Below are 16,111 nucleotides of genomic sequence, written 5' to 3'. Positions count from 1 at the left end.
CGCTGTGCGCAGTCAAGTGCCGGTCACGTATTTCGACAGCACCGCCATGGCGCGACCCGGCAGCCCCAACCGAGGCACATCGACCGCGGCCAGCAGCGGAACATCGAGATGCGGCACGCCGTCGCCGGTCAGGGTCAGTTGGCCGACGGTGTCGCCCTTGCCGACCGGGGCGGTCAGCGGCGCATCGTAGCTGAGCTTGACCGAGGCCTTCTTGCGCCAGTTGCGCGGCATCGTAACGGTCAGGTCGCGGCCCGCCACCACCGGCACGGCTGGCTCAGTGCCGAGCCAGACCGGGACATGTTCGATGACGTCGCCGGCGCTGAACAGCATGACATCCTCGAAGTTGAAGAATCCCCAGTCCATCAGGCGTTCGGACTCCTCGGCGCGCTGATGCATCGACTCGAGGCCGTTGAGCACCAGGATCAGGCGGCGGTCGTTGCGCTTCGAACTGGCGACCAGGCCGTAACCGCCGGCATCGGTATGGCCGGTCTTCAGTCCGTCCGCCGTGCCCTTCTGCACCATAGGATTACGGTTGCCCTGCTCGATACCGTCGTAGCGGAAGGTTTTCTCGGCATCGTAATGGTAGTATTCGGGGAAGTCGCGGATGATATGACCGGCGAGGGTGGCGATGTCGCGGCAGCTCATGTGCTGTTCGGGATCGGGCCAACCGGTGCAATTCTTGAAGAATGTATGCGTCAGCCCGAGTTGCTTGGCCTTGGCGTTCATCTGTTCGACGAACTGTTCTTCCGATCCGCCGATGGCTTCGGCCAGCACGATGGCAGCGTCGTTGCCGGATTGCACGATGACGCCGCGGATCAGGTCCTCCACCTTCACCGACCCGCCGACCGGAACGAACATTTTCGAGCCTTGCATGCGCCAGGCTTTTTCGCTCACCGGCAGTTCGTCGTCGAGCTTCATGCGGCCTTGTTTCAGCCGGTCATAGACCAGGTAGATGGTCATCAGCTTGGTCATCGAGGATGGCGGCATTTCCTCGTCCGGCTGCTTTTCCAGCAGGCTTGCACCGGTGTTGAAGTCCTGCATGTAGGCCCACCGCGCGGTGGTATCGACCGGGCCTAGCGGGGTGTCGGCTGGATCGCCGGCGGGCGCGGCGTCGCCCTTGGCTTTGCGGCCATGCGCGGATGGCCGTTTCGATTGCGCCAGAGCCGATCCCGCCCCGATCACCAGGGCGGATGCAAGCAAGCCAAGACGACGGGTCAGCATCTCGACGGTACCTCTCTAATCCACCACGATCCTGGCATCCGGGATGCCGGATGCGAGGGCTTGATCCAATACCGCGTCGGCACGAGCGATGTCGGGCAACGGGCCGACATCCACCCGGAACCGGCGGGTGCGGCCATCCAGCACCGGGACGATGCGGGCACCGGCCGCGGCCATCTTGGCACGCTGCACCGCCGCGTAGTGATATTCGTCGAAGCTATCCAGCCGGACCATCAGCCGTCCCGGCCGCGCCGCCGTCTGACTGACGATTTCGGGTAGCCGCAGCGGCGGCGCCGGGGTCTGGAACTCCGCCGCGGCAACCACTTTGGTAGCCGGCAACGCCTCGCGGTCGCTCTGGCGCACGCCGGGAGGGGGCGCCAGTTCGGCGACCTGGAACCCGCCGCGCGGGGCAATGTTCAGCGCCAGCCTTGGCGCGTCGGGCAGTGCATCCGTCGCTGCATGGCTGTCACTGGGCAGTACGCGCAAATGTATGCGGGCGATACTGTCTGGTGGAATGCCGAGCAGTTGGGCGGTGCGTCGGGTGATCTCGACCAGGCGGTGCGGATCACCCGCGCCGCGGTCGTTCAGACGGACGGTCACCTCGCGGCCGTTTTCCAGATTGGTCAGACGCGCAATGGCCGGGAGCTGGATCGTGGGGTGGGCCGCCGCGAGCGCGGTCTGGTCGAACACCTCTCCGTCGCTGGTCAGCCGAGGGGAGTCGTTCTTCGCCACAGTGGCCAGACCGGTTTCGTCGAGGTCGAAGGCTTCTTGCGGATAATACCAGTGATGTTCGGCCTGGTATGGCTTCCCAAGGACGTAGTGGGGGTCAGGATGCAGCGCCGGTGTCACACTACAGCATGACGCGGCCAGCGTTAGAGCCAGGGTTGAGGCAAGCGCCAGGGTTGAGGCAAGCGAGGGAATGGCCGGCAGGCTTGCTGGAACAAATCGTGGCCACCCCATCCCTTCGCTGACGGGGCCCGACGTCACGTCAACACCCGATCGCCAATCAGGCCGACCGCGATGGCGTAGAAGTCGGATGGATTGTAGCGGCGGATCGCGGCGAAATTGCCGAACACGGCGAATACCTCGCCGCCTGATCCGTCCGGCGCCACCAGCCCGGTCGGGGTCTCCGACGTCGCCTCCCAGCGTCCGCCGGCCGGCCGCACGCCGGCCTGCACCCATTCCGAGAGCGGGCGTTTGGCCTCGCGTCCCGCCGCGTCCAGGCCTGGCGGCAGGCTGACCGCCTGGCCCCAGGTCTGCCCCGGACGCCAGCCCGATTGTGCCAGATAGTTGGCGATCGAGCCCAGCACATCGGGGCGGCTGGTCCAGATGTCGCGTCGGCCGTTGCCCTCGAAATCCACCGCATAACGCAGGTAGCTGGACGGCATGAATTGCGGCTGGCCCATCGCGCCGGCATAGGATCCGGTCATTCCGGTGGGTGCGACATCGCCGTGGTCGAGGATTTTCAGCGCCGCCATCAGTTCACCCCGGAAGAAGCTGGCGCGCCTGCCCTCCCAGCCCAGCGTGGCCAGCGCCTCGACCACCCGGAAATCGCCGGTGCCGGTGCCGAAGCTGGATTCGAGGCCCCAAATGCCGGCAATAGGGGCGGCATTGACGCCGTAGCGCTGTTCAACCCGCTGGAACAGCGCTCGGTTCGCGATGACCGCCTGGCGGCCGGCGAGAATGCGCTTTTCGGTGATGACGAGGCTGCGGTAGCGCGCCCAGGTCATCGTGAATTCAGGCTGATGCTGGTCGCGATCCAGCACTTTCTGGTTCGGCTCGACGCCGGCGAAGGCACTGTCCAGCGTGGTCGGTCGAATGCCCGCCCGGCCTGCGTCGATCCTTACGCTGTTCAGGAAGCCTCGGAAGCTATCGCTTGGGATCGCCCAGGCGGGCACCGACAACACGGCCGGAACAGCGCTTGCCAACAGCAAGCGGCGGGTCGGCAAGTGGCGGATCGGCAAACCGCCGGTCGGCGGCGGGGGGCGGGTCGACATGGCGCGCTTCCTGCCATGCCGACCCGCGCCGGAGCAATCGGATTCAGCGGATCATCGGCAGTTCAAGATAAGTGTGGTGTGCCGGCGGCGAGGTCTGGGTCCACTCCAGCGTGGTGGCCCCCTCGCCCCAATAGTTGTCGGCGACGTGCTCCTTGGACACGAAGGTGCGGTAGCAGACATAGAGGAACACGACTGTTGCCAGCCCGCTGACGAACGCGCCGATCGAGGACACGAAGTTCCAGCCGGCAAACGCCGCCGGGTAGTCCGGATAACGCCGCGGCATGCCGGACAGCCCGAGGAAATGCTGTGGAAAGAAGGTCAGGTTGACGCCGATGAAGGTCAGCCAGAAATGCACCTTGCCCCAGAACTCCGGATACTGATGGCCGGACATCTTGCCGATCCAGTAGTAGAATCCGGCGAAGATGCCGAACACCGCGCCCAGCGACAGCACGTAGTGGAAGTGGGCGACGACATAATAGGTGTTGTGCACCACTTCATCGATGCCGGCGTTGGCCAGCACGACGCCGGTTACGCCGCCGATGGTGAACACGAAGATGAAGCCGATCGCCCATAGCATCGGGGTCTTTAGCTCGATGGAACCGCCCCACATCGTTGCGATCCACGAGAACACCTTGACGCCGGTCGGCACCGCGATGATCAAGGTGGCAGCCATGAAATAGGCACGCGTATCGACATCGATGCCGGAGACGAACATGTGGTGCGCCCAGACCACGAAGCCGACCACGCCGATGGCGATCATGGCGTAAACCATGCCGAGATAGCCGAAGATCGGTTTCCGGCTGAACGTCGAGACCACGTGGCTGACGATCCCGAATGCCGGCAGGATCATGATGTAGACCTCGGGGTGGCCGAAGAACCAGAACAGGTGCTCGAACAGAACCGGGTCGCCGCCGCCGGCGGGGTCGAAGAACGCGGTGCCGAAATTACGGTCGCAGATCAGCATGGTGATGGCGCCGGCCAGCACCGGGATCGCCAGCACCAGCAGGAAGGCGGTGACCAGTTCGCTCCAAATGAACAGCGGCATCTTGTGCAGCGTCATGCCGGGGGCGCGCATGTTGAAGATGGTGACGATGAAATTCATCGCGCCCAGCAGCGACGAAACGCCGGCGAGATGCAGGGCGAACAAGGTGCAGTCCATGCCGATGCCGGACTCGTAGGTCGATAGCGACAACGGTGGATACAGCGTCCAGCCGGTGCCGGATTCGCCCAGGAACAAGCCGATCATGATCAGCACGAAAGCCGGCGGCAGCAGCCAGAAGCTGATGTTGTTCAGCCGCGGAAACGCCATGTCCGGGGCGCCGATCATCAACGGGATGAACCAGTTGCCGAAGCCGCCGATCAGCGCCGGCATGACCGTGAAGAAGATCATGATCAGGCCGTGGGCGGTGATGATCGTGTTCCATTCCTGGCCCGAGGTGACGATGTCGTTGTGCGGATGGATCAACTGTGCCCGCATGATCATCGATAGGATGCCGCCGACGACGCCGGCCGTGACCGCGAACATCAGATAGAGCGAACCGATGTCCTTGTGGTTGGTGCTGAACAGCCAGCGCTCGGCGAAGCCCGGGGTGTGGCCGTGATGATCGTCATGCTCGTGGTCATGGGTTGTAGCTGACACGCGTTATTCTCCGGCGAGCGTTCTTGCAGGTAACGGCCAATCGCGACCAGGGTTCAGACAGACCGGATTCGCCGCTGCTTTTCGGCCCCGGCCTGGCGCAGCCTGAACGATCTGAGCGACGATGTTGTGGCGCGGGACGGATCGAGATGCAACAGCCCAATGCGCTCCGGCGGTAGCCAATTCGCGCCGGCGGTGCCGGGGCAGCGAACCAGGTAATCGGATCGTGCTGCACAAACGGTCTCGGCGGCCACCGGGCGTCTGGTCATTGTGCCGCCGCTGGAGGCCGGCGGCGGCCGACCAGCAAGGCATTGGTCGCACAGCAATGTGTGAGCAGCGGATTGACCGCGCCCGACGGTCTCCGGCAGGCTGCGAACCGGCCGGCCGTGGACCGGTGCCACGGATGGGCGACGCACGATGAAATTCGGCTTCTGCATCATGGCGGATATCGACGAGATCGGGTTTTTCAGTTTCATCGAGAATCTGGGCTACGATTCCGCCTGGGTCGCCGACAGCCAGATGATGTACTCCGACGTATATGCCGTCTGCACCCTGGCGGCGCAGACCACCAAGCGGCTGCGCATCGGACCCGGTACCGCGATCTGTGGCACCCGCATCCCGCCGGTTCACGTGGCGGCGATCGCGACGCTGAACCGGATGGCGCCCGGGCGGGTATTCCTGGGCATCGGCACCGGCAATACCGCGATGCGAACGATGGGCCAGAAGCCGATGAAAATCGCGGCGTTCGGGGACTATCTGCGCGTGCTGACCGGGCTGCTGGACGGCAAGGTCATGGACTACGCCTTCGAGGGTCGGTCGCGGCCGGTGAAAATGCTGCGTCATGACACTCGGTTCATCAACCTGCAGCCCAGAATCCCGGTCTATGTCTCGGGTTTTGGTCCGCGCGCAATGGCGTTGGCCGGCGAGTATGGCGATGGCCTGGTGTTCGCGATACCGCCGCGCGGCGTGGCGGTTCAGGATGCGCTGGGCCATGTCCGCCAGGGTGCGGCTCGGACTGGTCGCGATATCGGTGGGTTCCTTAATGCCACTCTGGTCAACGTGGCGCTGCTGCAGCCGGGGGAGGCAGCGGACTCCGACCGGTTGAAACGCTCGATCGGGCCGAACGTGATGGCGAGCGTGTATTACTTCTACGACATGGTCCAGGAGACCGGAATCGAGCCGCCGGACTTCCTGCGTCGCATCTGGAAGTCATACTGCGCCTTGGTGGAACAGACTCCGCCCGAGCACCGGCATTTCCGCACCCACGAGTTCCACTACACCGATCTGCATCCGGGCGAGGCGGAATTGATCGATGAGCAACTGATCCGGGATACCTGCCTGGTGGGAACCGCCGATGAGCTGATCGAGCAAATCCGCGCGCTGGAGCGCGACGGTCTGCAGGAGATGGTGTTTGCCGTCGGCAACGAAACGAAATGGCGGCTGGCCGAGGCATTCGCGCGGACGGTGATGGCGCGGTTATAACGCTTACGGACAGCTCAATCATCGCATCGGTGCGTCGGTTGCGCATGGTTGTGGCCGCGACGCCGGATTTTGCCGTCCGCGATGCGTGACAATTGACGGGTGACTGGAGCATCCGTATAAGCCGCCGCTCCCGCGGGTCGCCTGAGCAGGCGCACCCGTCGGCGTGCTTGCAAGGGCCACACCGGCGGGACGATTTGGCGGCCGGTTCGGGCAAAAGGTTCTCGGAGAGCAGTCGTGAAGCGTACGTATCAACCGTCGAAGCTGGTCCGCAAGCGTCGGCATGGATTTCGTGCCCGTATGGAAACGGTGGGCGGTCGCAAGGTGCTGGCGAATCGCCGCGCCAAGGGCCGCAAGAAATTGTCCGCCTGACCGGCGCGAAGCGCTGACGTGCTGCGATGCCAGCCCAGCATCCGCCATCGGCTGGCGCAAAACCCGGCCGGCTGAAACGGCGCCCCGAGTTCCTGCGTGTGGCAGCGTCGGGCAACAAGGCCGCGGTCGGCGGGGTGGTGTTGCAAGTGCGAACCCGGCCGGATGCCGATCCGGCCCGGCTGGGCTTCACCGTGAGCAAAAAGGTCGGCAACGCAGTGGTCCGCAATCGCACCCGGCGGCGCCTGAAGGAGGCCGCGCGCCTGTTGCTCGCCGAACGCCCGGTTGCGGGGGTCGACCTGGTGCTGATCGGGCGTGCCAGTACGCGCGGGCGTAATTTCACCACCTTGCAGGCCGACATCAGGCGCGCCCTGGATCGGACCGGAGCATGACATGGTCGGCCCAGGTCGTCGGGTTACAGGCCGGCGCGGCGGCCGCCGCGATCGGGCTGGTCCGGGTGTATCAATGGACGCTGCGTCCGGTGATCGGGTCGCACTGCCGCTTCTGGCCGAGTTGCAGCGAATATGCCGTTGAGGCTTTGCGCGTGCATGGCGCGGGGCGCGGAACGGCACTTGCGGCAAGGCGTATCCTGCGCTGCAACCCGTGGCACGAAGGGGGCATCGATCCGGTGCCCGGGGTTGACCCGAATACGCACCCTTGCCAAACGGCGGATGGCCATACGAGGCGTTGCCCAGAGGGGCTCGGCCAAGACGGGCTTTGCCGGAAGGGGCATTGATGGACCAGAAGCGGCTGTTCCTGGCGATCGCGGTATCGCTGGCGATTTTGCTGGGTTTTCAGATGCTGATCGCGCCGCATCTGCGCAAGCCGGTGCCCCAGCAAACCGCCCAAACCACGGAGCCAACGGCGGCCCCGGCGCAAGGAGCGCCCGGTGCGGCCGTGCCGCCTGCCCCGGCCGCCGAACCGAGCAACGTTCCCCGGGTGAAGATCGATGCCCCGCGGGTGCAGGGTTCGCTCAATCTGCTGGGCGCCAAGCTGGACGATCTGGTGCTGAAGGACTACCGCGAGACCATCAATCCGGACTCTCCGCTGGTGCGGCTGTTGGAGCCGCGGTCGCAGGACCATCCGTATTATATCCAGTACGGCTGGACGGCGGGCCCCGGCGCGGACATCAAGCTGCCCGGCAACGACACCGTCTGGGCCGCATCGGCTGGCGTGCTGGCGCCCGGCAGGCCGGTCACCTTGTCGTGGAACAACGGCGCCGGGCTGACCTTCCAGATCGTTATGTCGGTTGACGACAATTACATGTTCGCGGTCGACCAGACGGTGAAGAACGCCACCGGACAGCCGGTGCAACTGTTCCCGTGGTCGCGCATCCGGCGTGACTATAAACCTGAAGTCGCCGGCTATTACGTCCTGTTTGAGGGCCTGCTCGGCGAGGTCGGCGGAACGCTGCAGGAGACCTCCTACGACAAGACGAAGTCCGAGGGCGAAAAGAACCACGGCCTGGCCTATGACGCCACAACCAATGGTGGCTGGGCGGGCATCACCGACAAATACTGGCTGACCTCACTGGTTCCCGACCAGCTTGTGGCATCCAAAGTCAATTTCCGCCATGTCGAGGACCACGGCGATCATTATCAGGTGGACTACATCTCGACCGATCCGCTGACCGCTCCGGCCAATGGCGACGTCACGACGGTGAGCCACGTGTTCGCCGGCGCCAAGGTGTTTTCGATCCTGCATGACTACGAAGTCGGTCTGCACATTCCGCGCTTCGACTATGCGGTCGATTGGGGATGGTTCTGGTTCCTGACCCGCCCGATCTTCATCGCGATCGACTGGCTGAACAGCCTGATCGGCAATTTCGGCGTTGCCATCATGGTGTTCACCGTGTTCGTCAAGGCGCTGTTCTTCCCGCTGGCGAACTACTCGTACCGCTCGATGAGCAAGATGAAGCTGTTGGCGCCGAAGATGACCGCGCTGCGAGAACGGCTGAAGGATGATCCGCAAAAGATGCAGCAGGAGATGATGGGCCTGTATCGGGCGGAGAAGGTCAATCCGGCCTCGGGCTGTTTGCCGATGGTGGTGCAGATTCCGGTGTTCTTCTCGCTGTACAAAGTGATCTTCGTCACCATCGAGATGCGCCAGGCGCCGTTCTTCGGCTGGATCCACGACCTGTCGCAGATTGACCCGACCAACGTTTTCAACCTGTTCGGGCTGCTTCCGTTCAATCCGGCCGCCTACCTTCCCCTGCTGCATATCGGCGCCTGGCCGCTGATCATGGGTGGCACCATGTTCCTGCAGCAGAAGATGAACCCACCGCCGCCCGATCCGGTGCAGGCCAGGCTGTTTCAGTTCATGCCGGTCATCTTTACCTTCATGATGGCGAAGTTTCCCGCCGGCCTGATCATCTACTGGAGCTGGAACAACACGCTGTCGGTGGCGCAGCAATGGCTGATCCAGCGCCGTACCCGGCTGGCCAAACCATCGTTGGCCCGAACTTGATCGACCACCCGAACTTGATCGACCACCCGAACTTGATTGACCGGCAGACGCATCAGCAGGCCGAGGCGGCGGCTCTCGAAACCGGTCGCTTGCTGTTCGCGGTCGAGTGCAGGTTCTTTTTCGGCGCCCAGAAGCTGGATCAGTTGCCGCCCCCAGCGGGCACCGAGATCGCCTTCGCCGGCCGGTCGAACGTGGGCAAATCCTCGCTGCTGAACGCGCTGACCGGACGCAACTCACTGGCTCGGATCTCGTCGGAACCGGGGCGTACGCGGCAGCTCAATTTCTTCGATCTGGGCGGCAGGCTGACCTTGGTCGATATGCCGGGCTACGGCTACGCGCGGGCCTCCAGGGACATTAAAGCCGACTGGCAGGGCATGATGTTCGACTATCTGCGCGGCCGCCCCACGCTGCGTCGGGTGATGCTGCTGATGGACGCCCGCATCGAGTTCAAGCAAGCCGACCATGATGTCATGGACCTGCTGGACCGCGCCGCGGTAACCTTTCAACTGGTTCTGACCAAGATCGACAGCGTCAAGCCCGTGGCGCTGTTACCAAAAATCCATGCCACCGAGGCGCTGGCCCGCTCGCATGCGGCCGCCTTCCCGCGCATAGTCACCACCAGCAGCGAAACCGGGGACGGCATCGAAGCGCTAAGGGCGGAACTGGCGTCGCTCGTGGACTAGACCATCGGGCGCCGCCCCGTCGGTCGCCTATGCGGCAAGCCGCCGGTCCGGCTCAATCGAGGGGAACCACCATGGCGAAACGCACCACCCCTGTTCCTGACCCCGATGAGGTCGACCAGTCGCTGGTCCATGTCGCTGAAATGCTACTGAGCGATTACTTCTTCGACCCCGACAACGAGCAGGTCTACAAGCGGAAGCTGTCGGACGGGCGCCGCACCGGCGACGGCACGACGGAGCTGGAGCGGCAAACCATCGAGCTTGCCGACGGCGCCTGCGAGCTGCGAATCGAGGCGCTGAAAACCTGGACCCAGTTCCGCGTGACATTGTCCCATCCGGCGTTCGCCGCGACGGTGGATGGGTCCTGGAGTTTCGAGATCGAGGAATTGAGGCAGACACGGGTCAGCCGGACCGGTGAGACCAACATCATCGAGACGGCGACAGATGCGCTGATCGAGGAACTCGACGACGCCGGCATGGACGACGAAGAGTTCGCCGATCTGATGGCGGCCCTGGATGACGACGACGATGATGTCCCGCTGATCGGTGACGACCCATCCGAACCGCCGGCAGCCACGCCGCTCGACCGCAACCGGGTGAAGGCGATCGCCAAGCGCATTGCCCGCGGCGCGCACGCCGACGTCAATCTGGAGGATCGCGGCTGGCTCGAGCAGACACCGCAGACCTTGCCGGTGATCACCGAGGCTTTGGTGAGCGCGGCGTCGGCCACCAAACGCGACGACGATTTGGTGCTTGCCTACCAGTCGATGCTGGCATTGCAGCTCGAGTTCGTGCGCTACCGGCAGGACCGCGGATGGGATTGGGCCGACGACATGCTGGAAGCGTTCGGCGAGCGGTTGATCGCGCTGGGTGATCAAGTGGCGATACCGCAGGATGACTGGTTCATGATGTGCAGCGCGCTGACCCAGGCTCGCGTGCCGGTCTCCAAATCGCTGCAGATGGCGCTGGCCGATGCCGGATTCAAACCCGAGGAGGATCTCGGGCCGCCCGAGCAGATGCTGGAGACATTGCGCGGCTTCATGGACGAACTGTCTAAGATGGTCTCATCGCCGTTCGAGGTGATCCATTCGCTACAGACCGCCGGCGCCATGCTGCCGTCGATGCTGCGTCAATTCATGGCCACGGAACTGGCTCTGTCGCCGCATGCCGTGCTGCGCGACGCGGTGCCGATCATGCTGCTGGACGACGACGCCGAGGTCCGCCAAGGCGCGTCCGCCGCGCTGGAGCAGACGGCGCGGCCGGATACCATGTCGCCGGATGCACTGCGCCGGGCGATTGTCGTGCGCAACTGGATACCGGCCGCCGATCGGCCGCCGCTTGACGCGATGGTCCGCAAGGCCCGGTTGGGCGGGGTCGAGACCGGTGCGTGGCCGCGTGCGATCCCCGATCTGGAATTCTATGCCTCGACGATCGACGGGTCGGGCGCACAGAGTCTGCTGGTCGCCAGTCGGGCCGGCAAGAAGGGATTTTTCGGTGGTCTACTGGTGCGCCACGGCACCGGCGTGGTGGACACCTGGGCCGATCCCGATGTTTCGCGGGGCAAGATCGCCAAGCTGATGCGCGAGGCACAGATGTCAGCGCCGCACGCCCGGGTGGACAAGGCCTTCGTCGACACGCTGGTGCAGCATGGCATCGGCACCGCGGTCGATCGTAACGCCGTGCCACCCCCGATGTTGCTGGACATGGCCGAGTTGCTAGGCGGGACCGAGTGGAAGGATCGCCGGCTCGATATCAAGGCCGAGGCAGACAGAATGTTCGAACTGCTGGACCCGCACGATCGCTCGCCGGAGGGGATCGCCGAAGGGTTCGCACGCGGTCTGGCGTGGATGGCGGAGGACGACGTATTCACCAGTTGGTACGAGGATGGACCACGGGTGCAGCAGGCGTTGGCCAAGCTGCCGCGCACCGATCAGGCCGCGATGGCTGAAGCGGTGATGAACGAGATCCTGCCGGATAAGCGCACCGAATGGGCCGAACGGTTCTTGATGATGGCTTTGTGGCTGCAGGCGACGGGCGAGGCCAGGCAGCGCGGCAGGGCTCCTGATGTGGTGCTGGTGGCGCATGCCCTGGTCGAAGACGAGCCGCTGGAGGCAGTACCGATCATGGCTGTCATCGCCGCGCAAACCGTTCGCGCGACGCTTTTGGGGGCTTGGTAAAACGGCGCTGCGCTGAGTCTCGCGCCGACATCCTGGATGGCGCTCGCGCCGTCCGCTTGACCCAACTGCGTCGGCACCGGAGAGTTCAGCCGGTATGACCCAATCGGCATGACCACGCGGGAGACACGCCATGGCGGCACGCACGGGCGAGCAATATCTGGCTGGTCTGCGAGCCCGCCAGACCGAGGTCTGGCTGCGCGGCGAACGTGTCACCGATGTTACGACCCATCCGGGTCTGGCCGGGGGCGCCCGCGCCATCGCATCGCTCTATGATCTGCAATCGGACCCCGCGCACCGCGATGCGATGACCTTTGACTGCCCCGACATCGGCGACCGGCTGGGGCTGTCTTTCATCATCCCTCGCACCCGAGAGGACCTGGAGCGCCGGCGGGTGATGATGCTGAGTTGGGCGCGCACGACCTGTGGCATGATGGGCCGCTCGCCCGACTTCATGAACGTGACCTTTGCCTGTTGGGCCGGATCGGCGGACTATTTCGGCCGCGCCAAGCCGGAATACGCCGAAAACATGCGCCGGTATCATCGTTATATAGCCGCGAACGACCTTGTGCTGACGCACGCGCTGATCAACCTGCAGCGCAGCCGCAACGTCAGCGGGATGTTCAACCTGGAGCAGGGTACCGCGCTGCAGGTGGTGAAGGAGACCTCGGCCGGCGTCGTCGTGCGCGGCGCTCGGGTGCTGGCGACGCTCGGCCCGCTGGCCGACGAGATCGCGGTGTATTCGCCGCGGGTGGCGCAGCATCTTGAGCAGTACAGCCCGTTCGCGTTGAATTTCGCCATCCCGTGCGACACGCCCGGGTTGCGGTTCCTGTGCCGCGACAGCTTCGACCAGGGAAAGTCGCACTTCGACCATCCGTTGGGGTCGCGGTTCGAGGAAATGGACAGCATCGTGTTCTTCGACGACGTGGTGGTGCCGTGGGAGCGGATCTTCATCAATGGCGATGTCGGGCTGCTGAACGGCACCGCCTCGACCACCCATTCCTCGGCACACACCGCGCACCAGGGCTGTGCCAAGAACCTGGCGAAATGCGAACTGGTGCTGGGCGTGGCGCTGCTGATCACCGAGACTTTGGGGAATGGACACCTGCCGCACGCCGAGGAGCGGATCGGCGAACTGGTGATGTATGCCGAACTGATGCGCGCCTGCATGCGTGCCGCCGAGGCGGATGCCGAGCTGGACGAATGGGGCATCATGTGCCCTGCCGCGCTGCCGGCGGAAACGACACGCAACCTGTTCATGACAGCGTATCCGAAGATGGTGGAGATCCTGCAGCTTCTGGGGTCGTCCAGCCTGATGATCCTGCCCACCGAGGCGGATATGACCGGCCCGCTGGCGGGGCATATCGAGCAGTATCTGGCGACCGATCATTCCACCGCCCGGGACAGGGTGAAGCTGTTCCACCTGGCGTGGGATATCGCCTGCAGTTCGTTCGGCAACCGTCAGGTGTTGTATGAACGTTTCTTCGCCAGCGACCCGCTGACGCGAGCGCGGGCGTTGGCGTCGATGTTCCCGAAGCAGCAGGTGACGGATCGGGTGCGGGATTTCCTAGGGCGGGATTGATCGGGTTAGCGCGTGATTGTCGAAGAGGTGCCGGTCAGCAGATTCGCCGATGATGCTATGCCGGGACCCACTCATCCTCACGCTGGACCACTTTCTCCAGCAGATGCAGCACGTCGCTGCCGGTCGTGGCGCGCGGGCCGGCTGAATGCGTATCCGCCAGCAGAGGCACCAGCGGGTCGGGGGTAAAGGCTGACATCTGCCCGCTGCAACCCATCGACCAGTCCGGGAAGCTGCGCCGCTCGGTCGGGGTGAAGCTCAGCACCGTCACGTCGGCGTGGCGCGGATCGCCGCTGATCCGCTCGAAGGTGCGCTCAACGACGTCCCGCGGACCCTCCAGTACTTGGGCGAAGCCCGACGTGGTGAACAGCAGGGCGCCGGTGATATTGTCCAGCTCGTTGTTGCGGCGTGACGCGCAAAGGATCGCTCTGACTTCCTGCTGCATCGTATCGGGCGACGCGCCCTGACCGATAGCGTTTCGGCTGCAGTAAATCAAACGATAGAGTGATCCGGGCCTGCTCGTCTTATTCATCGTGCTCATGCTCTCTTTCTGGCGAAGTGCCGGCGTAACGGGTTATGAACTCGTCTATCCCGAGCGCCGCGATCGGTCGGCTCAGCAGGTAACCCTGTATGTCGGTGCAGCCATGCGCCCCGACCAGCGCCGCCTGATCCTCGGTCTCGACACCTTCGGCTATCGTTGTCATCCCAAGACCGGCAGCCAGCGTGGCAATCGCCTGGATCATCGCCGCCGCCTCCCCGTCGAAACCCAGCTCGGCGACGAAACTGCGATCGATCTTGATCTTGTCGAATGGAAACGATCTCAACTGACTGAGTGACGAATAGCCGGTGCCGAAATCGTCCATCGCGATGCGAATGCCGCTGGCACGCAAACGATGCAGAGTTTCCAGCACATGAGGATCGGGCGACAGCATCGCACCCTCGGTGATCTCCAGCTCCAGCCGTTGCGGCGGCAGTCCGGACGACTGCAACGCCGAATGAACCGCGGCGGCCAAGCGCTCGCTGTCTCCCAGTTGGCGCGGTGAAACGTTGACCGCCACGGAGATCGCCGCGGGCCACCTTGTCGCTTCCTGGCAGGCAGTCTTGAGCACCCATTCGCCCAATGCGACGATGCAGCCGATCTCTTCGGCCACGGGAATGAAGGTGGACGGTGACACCTGACCGAGCGTCGGATGCGACCAACGCAGCAAAGCCTCAAAACCGGTCAAACGCTGGGTGCGAACGTTCAATTGCGGTTGGTAGACCACCGACAACTCGTTCATCGTCAGTGCCTTGCGCAGGGCGGTCTCCAGCTCCCGCCGGGCCTGCGCCTGCGCTGCCATCGCCGGGTCGAACAGCCGCCATGTACCGCCGCCGGCGGATTTCGCGTCATACAGCGCCAGTTCGGCGTAGCGCATCAGGTCGTCGGCCGACGCCTCACCGGCGACGAACCCGGCGATGCCGATGCTGGCTCCGATATTGGCGACGTGGCCTTCGACCAGGAATGGACGCGACAGCACGTCAACCATGCGGGCGGCCAGCGGTTCGGCTCGTTCGCCGCTGGCGATCAGGATGACGAATTCGTCGCCGCCCAGCCGCGCCAGCAGGTCGTCGGCGCGGGTTTCCTGGCGCAGCCTTTTAGCCACCAGACACAGCAGCGCATCGCCGATCGCATGGCCCAGCGTGTCGTTGATCGCCTTGAACCGATCGAGATCGATCGTCAGAACGGTATGCCCAATCAGGTGCCCAATGGGGGGGTTCCCAACGGGGAGCCCGATGGGATGCTCGGTGCCGGGGCAGTCGGCCTCGGCCAGATCGCGCAGCACCTGGTTGAAGTGCCGGCGATTGTGCAGTCCGGTCAGCGGATCGAGCCAGGCGACACCACCATCCGCCGCTCCGTTTGGCCCGGCGGTGACCGCCAATCGGCCATCGTCGATGACCAGCATCCAGCGGCCCGATCCGATCGGGTGCAACTGGATGACGAGGCGATGGTCGCGACGCAGGGATATGCGCAGGCAGCTTTCCGGTTCGGCGCGATCTCCGGCCGCGATGCGGGCGGCGGCGAATGTGATGATGCCGTCGCGCTGGCGAGCGGTCAATTGGGCCACGCCGGCCAGAATTTCGCCGAGCGGTGGCATTGCCGCGGCCATCAGCGGTGGCACACCGAACAGCAAGGCAGCCTGCTCATTCCAGAACAACAGCCGGAGCTCGGCATCAATCACAGCGACGCCCAGCGGCAGCAGCCCAAGAACCTTGTCCGCCAGTCGGCGGTCGGCCCTGGTTCGGGCAACGGTAAGCCCCTGATTCGGCCGGAACGCCGGCCTGCCGCCGGCGAGGCGGTCCAGCGGCGGTCCTGCCTGAGCTTCTTGCACCCACCAACTCCTGCCGATACAACGCCGCGACGGCCGCGACCGAGGTGAAGGCTATCCCGGTCGCCTTACCGAACCGTTAACGCGGCTGTCCCGGCGAGCGAATTTGTCGCCCACGCGGCGCTTTCGGCATCGGTCGGATGCTCG

General features: G+C 64.6%; 14 protein-coding genes. 8 read left to right on the top strand and 6 right to left on the bottom strand.

The features are described from left to right. Positions 1–12: 12 nt before the first annotated feature. The 4 genes from ACQY4T_RS15490 to ctaD form a co-directional block, all read right to left on the bottom strand. Positions 13–1,221: a D-alanyl-D-alanine carboxypeptidase family protein gene (locus ACQY4T_RS15490; RefSeq protein ID WP_428532181.1), complete on the bottom strand. Its 1,209-nt coding sequence runs from the start codon at positions 1,219–1,221 to the stop codon at positions 13–15. 15 nt (positions 1,222–1,236) lie between these two features. Beyond that, complete coding sequence (locus tag ACQY4T_RS15485; protein ID WP_428532178.1) at positions 1,237–2,067, bottom strand: RlpA-like double-psi beta-barrel domain-containing protein; 831 nt, start codon at positions 2,065–2,067, stop codon at positions 1,237–1,239. A gap of 134 nt (positions 2,068–2,201) precedes the next feature. Next, the gene (locus tag ACQY4T_RS15480; RefSeq protein ID WP_428532175.1) at positions 2,202–3,215 is read right to left on the bottom strand and encodes a lytic murein transglycosylase; all 1,014 of its coding nucleotides are present in this window, start codon (positions 3,213–3,215) and stop codon (positions 2,202–2,204) included. 43 nt (positions 3,216–3,258) lie between these two features. Next, on the bottom strand, positions 3,259–4,854 hold the full coding sequence (ctaD, locus tag ACQY4T_RS15475; protein WP_428532172.1) for a cytochrome c oxidase subunit I: 1,596 nt from the start codon (positions 4,852–4,854) through the stop codon (positions 3,259–3,261). A 414-nt stretch (positions 4,855–5,268) separates the two neighbouring features. Here ctaD and ACQY4T_RS15470 point away from each other — a divergent pair, with 414 nt between their 5' ends. The 8 genes from ACQY4T_RS15470 (at position 5,269) to hpaB (ending at position 13,601) form a co-directional block, all read left to right on the top strand. After that, complete coding sequence (locus ACQY4T_RS15470; RefSeq protein WP_428532169.1) at positions 5,269–6,333, top strand: LLM class flavin-dependent oxidoreductase; 1,065 nt, start codon at positions 5,269–5,271, stop codon at positions 6,331–6,333. Positions 6,334–6,567: 234 nt separating this feature from the next. Continuing rightward, positions 6,568–6,702, top strand: coding sequence for a 50S ribosomal protein L34 (gene rpmH, locus ACQY4T_RS15465; protein ID WP_160937070.1), 135 nt, complete (start codon positions 6,568–6,570; stop codon positions 6,700–6,702). 26 nt (positions 6,703–6,728) lie between these two features. Continuing rightward, on the top strand, positions 6,729–7,091 hold the full coding sequence (gene rnpA / locus ACQY4T_RS15460) for a ribonuclease P protein component (RefSeq protein WP_428532166.1): 363 nt from the start codon (positions 6,729–6,731) through the stop codon (positions 7,089–7,091). Further along, complete coding sequence (gene yidD / locus ACQY4T_RS15455; RefSeq protein WP_428532163.1) at positions 7,088–7,435, top strand: membrane protein insertion efficiency factor YidD; 348 nt, start codon at positions 7,088–7,090, stop codon at positions 7,433–7,435. Before rnpA ends, yidD begins: the two co-directional genes overlap by 4 nt. Further along, positions 7,435–9,165, top strand: coding sequence for a membrane protein insertase YidC (gene yidC / locus ACQY4T_RS15450; RefSeq protein WP_428532160.1), 1,731 nt, complete (start codon positions 7,435–7,437; stop codon positions 9,163–9,165). Before yidD ends, yidC begins: the two co-directional genes overlap by 1 nt. Next, complete coding sequence (gene yihA, locus ACQY4T_RS15445; protein WP_428532157.1) at positions 9,111–9,848, top strand: ribosome biogenesis GTP-binding protein YihA/YsxC; 738 nt, start codon at positions 9,111–9,113, stop codon at positions 9,846–9,848. The genes yidC and yihA overlap by 55 nt, the downstream gene beginning before the upstream one ends. 71 nt (positions 9,849–9,919) lie before the next feature. Then, the gene (locus tag ACQY4T_RS15440; RefSeq protein ID WP_428532154.1) at positions 9,920–12,022 is read left to right on the top strand and encodes a hypothetical protein; all 2,103 of its coding nucleotides are present in this window, start codon (positions 9,920–9,922) and stop codon (positions 12,020–12,022) included. A gap of 130 nt (positions 12,023–12,152) precedes the next feature. After that, positions 12,153–13,601 (top strand): 4-hydroxyphenylacetate 3-monooxygenase, oxygenase component, encoded by a 1,449-nt coding sequence (hpaB, locus tag ACQY4T_RS15435; RefSeq protein ID WP_428532151.1) that lies wholly within the window; start codon positions 12,153–12,155, stop codon positions 13,599–13,601. Positions 13,602–13,656: 55 nt separating this feature from the next. On the opposite strand, the gene ACQY4T_RS15430 is transcribed toward hpaB, so the two are convergent. Beyond that, positions 13,657–14,130 (bottom strand): BLUF domain-containing protein, encoded by a 474-nt coding sequence (locus ACQY4T_RS15430; protein ID WP_428542897.1) that lies wholly within the window; start codon positions 14,128–14,130, stop codon positions 13,657–13,659. Next, positions 14,123–15,967, bottom strand: a complete 1,845-nt coding sequence (locus ACQY4T_RS15425; protein WP_428532148.1) for a putative bifunctional diguanylate cyclase/phosphodiesterase — start codon at positions 15,965–15,967, stop codon at positions 14,123–14,125. Before ACQY4T_RS15425 ends, ACQY4T_RS15430 begins: the two co-directional genes overlap by 8 nt. Positions 15,968–16,111: the final 144 nt, after the last annotated feature.

Origin of the sequence: Rhodopila sp., assembly GCF_965277825.1 — a bacterium.
In the GTDB taxonomy this organism is placed as follows: Bacteria; Pseudomonadota; Alphaproteobacteria; order Acetobacterales; family Acetobacteraceae; genus Rhodopila.
This window is presented reverse-complemented; position numbering and strand designations above follow the sequence as displayed.